The 4,204-nt window shown below is 65.7% G+C and carries 5 protein-coding genes; all 5 read left to right on the top strand.

What is annotated here, in order from left to right:
* On the top strand, nucleotides 1-257 hold a 257-nt coding region (locus VHL31_RS07780; protein WP_329660638.1), incomplete at its 5' end, for a hypothetical protein.
* Nucleotides 258-684: 427 nt separating this feature from the next.
* Entirely contained in the window at nucleotides 685-2,298 is a 1,614-nt protein-coding gene (locus VHL31_RS07775) for a GMC family oxidoreductase (protein ID WP_329660637.1), read from the top strand.
* 57 nt (nucleotides 2,299-2,355) lie between these two features.
* A complete protein-coding gene (locus tag VHL31_RS07770; RefSeq protein WP_329660636.1) occupies nucleotides 2,356-2,631 on the top strand; it encodes a 4a-hydroxytetrahydrobiopterin dehydratase in 276 nt (91 codons plus the stop codon).
* A gap of 239 nt (nucleotides 2,632-2,870) precedes the next feature.
* Nucleotides 2,871-3,137 carry a hypothetical protein gene (locus VHL31_RS07765; protein WP_329660635.1) on the top strand — a complete coding sequence of 89 codons (267 nt, stop codon included), beginning with the start codon at nucleotides 2,871-2,873 and terminating at the stop codon, nucleotides 3,135-3,137.
* A 47-nt stretch (nucleotides 3,138-3,184) separates the two neighbouring features.
* Nucleotides 3,185-4,099 (top strand): NAD(P)/FAD-dependent oxidoreductase, encoded by a 915-nt coding sequence (locus VHL31_RS07760; RefSeq protein WP_329660634.1) that lies wholly within the window; start codon nucleotides 3,185-3,187, stop codon nucleotides 4,097-4,099.
* Nucleotides 4,100-4,204: the final 105 nt, after the last annotated feature.

The following is a 4,204-nucleotide window of genomic DNA, read 5'->3' as shown; positions in this document are numbered from 1 at the left end:
CTGCCAAAGGCCGCCGGCAGCAGCGCTTCCACCAGGCTCACCTGACCCACCGCCTTGCGCACCATCGGACGCCCCCATCCTGCTTCACCAGGATCGAATCACAGCAGCACGGCCAAGGCCAGGGTTTCGCGGCAGTCTCCCTTGGAAGCACCTCGACCACGGCAGGGCGCAACAGCCGGCTCAAGACGACCAAGTGGACGATGTACAAGCCGCGCTCGTCCTCATCTTCTCCGGCATCGGGGCTTGCTGCGATTTGACCCAGAAACGATGTCGCCTGTCTTACTCCTGCTCTGCATCAAGAATGCCGAAAGACCGCTTCGATCTCGGCAGATCCGAGGACGGGCGGCCTTGATAATCCGGCTGCACGTCGACTTGCCAGACATGCCTTGTGCAGCGGTTCCGGGACTGGAAGGGGCTTCCGCAACTTTGGTGCCCTCGGCAAGCCGATGGTCGACCCGCCCGGGCAGAGACCGCTGAACCACTGGCGCCCTCCTCAGTGCAGTGATGCACCTTGAGGGGGCAGCGCTTCCTTCCCGGTCAGGTGGTTCTTCCCGCTTGACGACCGCGCTCCGCGCAGGCTGTTGCGTCGCCAAGTGGCCTGGCCAGCAGCCTGGCACCCGGACTCCTGCGGCGTTCCGGGTCGCTCGGAATACCCGCAAGCACGAACAGAACCCGGAACCTGAGATGGCACGCGAAGAGTTCGACTACATCGTTGTCGGCGGAGGATCGTCCGGCTGTGTCGTGGCAGCGAAGCTGGTGGCCGGGAACCATCGCGTCCTCCTGCTCGAGGCCGGGCACTCCCACCGCCATCCCTTGCTCGACATGCCACCCGGCATCTTCAAGATGATCAATGGCAGCAAGTTCATGCGCTACCATACCACGGTACCGCAGCAGCATCTGGAAGGCCGAGCACACGACATCCCGCAGGGCAATGTGCTGGGTGGCGGCTCGTCGGTGAACGCGCAGGTTTATATCCGTGGCCGGCCGTCGGACTATGACGAGTGGCACGAGATCATGCGTGGCAACAACGATGGGGCAGACTGGAGTTGGAAGGCGGTCCTTCCGCACTTCCGGGGCATGGAAGGGAACAACCGGCTTCATGACGAGCGGCACGGCGCCAACGGGCCGCTCCTCGTCTCGGACCCGGCCCATGTGAACGATGTCTCGCGCTGGTTCCTGCAGGCGATGCAGGTCCTGGGCGAGCCGTACAACCACGACTTCAACGGCCCTACCCAGCGTGGCGTCGGCCTCTACCAGTTCATGAACCGGAGCGGGAAGCGCAGCAGTGCCGCCTATGCCTTCATCGAGCCGCTGAAGGACGATCCGCGCCTGACCCTGCGGCTGAATGCGGAGGTGTCGCGGATCATCGTCGAGAACGGCCGGGCCGTCGGCGTCGCCTACCGGCGCGACGGCCAGGACCAGATCGCCTATGCGTCGGGCGAGATCATCGTGAGCTCCGGTGCCTTGGTGACGCCGAAGCTCCTCATGCTGTCCGGCATCGGGCCGGCCGATCAGCTCAAGAGTCACGGCATCGACTGCCTGGTCGATCTTCCGGGTGTGGGGTCGAACCTCATCGACCACCCGGAAGTCCCGATCGCGGCGATCGCCAATGGCCGCTACGGCTATTTCGGCGAGGGTGTCGGCTGGCGGATGCTGCGCAACGGCATCCAGTTCAAGCTCTTCGGGACCGGCCCGATCCTGTCGGCCGGTGTCGAGGCCGGCGCGTTCGTGAACCCCACCGACCCGGACGCGCCGCCGACGATCCAGGCCTTCTGCGTGCCGATCGTCTATCTCGACCGTGACACCAAGACCCTGATCAAGGACACCCACGGCTTTACCATCACGACGGTGGTGGTGAAGCCAAAGTCGCGCGGGACCGTCCAGCTCAGGTCGGCCGATCCTGCCGCCATGCCGCTCGTCTCGCCGAACCTGCTGCTGGACGAGCGGGACATGCACGAGATGATGGCCGGCGTTCGCTTCTTCCTCCGTGCGTTTCACACCAGCCCGCTCGCCGAGCGGATCGACCATGTGGCCATTCTCGGCGATGCGCCCGACGACGAGGCGGTGCGGCTGCATTGCCGGCGCTTCGTCAAGACGAACTACCACCCGGCCGGAACCTGCAGGATGGGTGCGGACGGTGATCCGATGGTCGTGCTGGATGCGCGGATGAGGGTGCGCGGCGTCGATCGCCTCCGCGTGTGCGACATGTCCTCGGTGCCCAACATCAACGCGGGCAACACCAACGCCCCTGCCATGATGCTGGGCGACCGGTGCGCCAGCTTCATCATGGGGCAATGAGGCATGGCGGCCCTGGCGGACAGGTCCTGCGTGCCGTGCCGGCGAGGCAGCCCTTCCTTGAGCGAGGCTGAGGCGGAGGCCTATCGGGCGCTCGTGCCGGACTGGTCGCTGCAGGACGGGGGGCGGCGGATCGAGCGGAGGTACCGGTTCCAGGACTTCGCGGCGGCCTTCGCCTTCGTCCGGCTCGTGGCGGAGGTGGCAGAGGCGCAAGGGCACCATCCGGACATCAGCTTTGGCTGGGGCTATGTCGTCGTGTCGCTGCAGACCAAGACGATCAAAGGGCTCCATGAGAATGATTTCATCATGGCGTCGAAGATCGACCGGCTGATCTAGCGGCCGACGGAGGGACGGACAGAAGCGCGGCCCGTTGATTCAGGCCGGTTTCTTGGGTTCGTTCATGCAAAACGTGGCTGCGAAGCTGCCGATGGCCTGCGGCAAGTCCACCAACAGGGCTGTATAGCACGTCTTCTTCCGTCGCCGGAACACGTGCCGGCGTCGGAACCTGCCCACCTCCACGCCTTTGTGCCCGCGGGACACGATCCGTCCCGGAGCAAGCCACGAAGGAGGCCGCCATGTCGGACCAGCAGGAGCAGGCGCTCGAGCGCCGGTACAAGGTACGCGAGGTCACCAACTACCAGGCATCCTGGACCGAGCGCGAACGGGGGCAGCCCGGCACCTTCACCGTCCAGCTCATCCTCGACAACGGCGTGGAGGAATACATCCTCGATGTCGACGCCGACGACATGGAGCCGATGCTGAAGTTGTTCGCCGCCAGCGACCACGTGACGTTCGACCTCGAGCGCAAGGTGCTGATGTTCTCCAACCTGTCGGCCAAATAGGACGCCTTCTGCATGTTCGGCATCGCTTCCAGCCGGCAGGAACGTCCGTGGACTGCCTGATCATCGGCGGCGGTCCCGCGGGACTCACCGCCGCCATCTATCTCGCACGTTTCCGCCGAAGCTTCCTGGTCGTCGATGCCGACGCCAGCAGGGCGTCCTGGATTCCCGTGTCGCATAATCACGCCGGCTTTCCCGACGGCATCCCTGGCAAGGAACTGCTGGCGCGGATGCGCGACCAGGGCCAGCGCTACGGCGCGGAACTGGTCAAGGGCCAGGTGGAACGGCTGGAGCGACGGCCGGAGGGTGGCTTCCGGGCAACCACCGATGACGGCCGTACGCATGACGTGGCGACCGTCCTGCTGGCCACCGGCACGGACGACGTACCACCACCGGTCAGCCTGCCGGACCTCGAGCAAGCCGTAGCCCGCGGCGTGCTCCGCTACTGCCCTATCTGCGATGCCTACGAGGTGCGCGGCCGCAGCGTGGCGCTGGCAAGCGCCGGTAAGTGCCGGGTACGCGAGGCGATGCTGCTGCGCGGCTACACCGACGACCTCACCGTGCTCACCCTGCGCGATCACTGGGACCTGGACGAGGCTGACCGCGAAGCGCTGCAGAACGCCGGGGTCCATATCGTCGAGGGGCCGGTCACGGACCTGGCCTTCGACGAGCATGGTGCCACGGCCACCACCGCTGACAGCGAGCACCACCGGTTCGATTCCCTGTACGTGGCGCTCGGACTGCAGCCGCGATCCGGCTTGGCCGTGGACCTGGGCGCAGACCATGACGAGGACGGAGCACTTCTCGTCGACGCGCACCTGCAGACCACCGTGCCTGGCCTTTATGCAGCCGGCGACGTGGTGAAGGGCCTGGCACAGATCAGCGTCGCCATGGGGCACGCGGCCATCGCCGCCACCGCGATCCACAATTCGCTGCCGTTCCCTTGGTTGAACGACCCTGGCTGATCGCCCAGCGCCGCAGGAACGAACCCTGGCTGCTGCTGTTCCTGCTAGGCCCATCGACTGTGGCAGGCCAGCCAATCCAATGAATCTCTACATCGGTCTGCTGAC

This window comes from Geminicoccus sp. (genome assembly GCF_036263595.1).
GTDB lineage: Bacteria > Pseudomonadota > Alphaproteobacteria > Geminicoccales > Geminicoccaceae > Geminicoccus.
This window is presented reverse-complemented; position numbering and strand designations above follow the sequence as displayed.

Bases quoted from the DNA above. Each gene is read 5' to 3' on its own strand.
- VHL31_RS07765 (WP_329660635.1), top strand. From the start codon at position 2,871: ATGTCGGACCAGCAGGAGCAGGCGCTCGAGCGCCGGTACAAGGTACGC.
- VHL31_RS07775 (WP_329660637.1), top strand. From the start codon at position 685: ATGGCACGCGAAGAGTTCGACTACATCGTTGTCGGCGGAGGATCGTCC.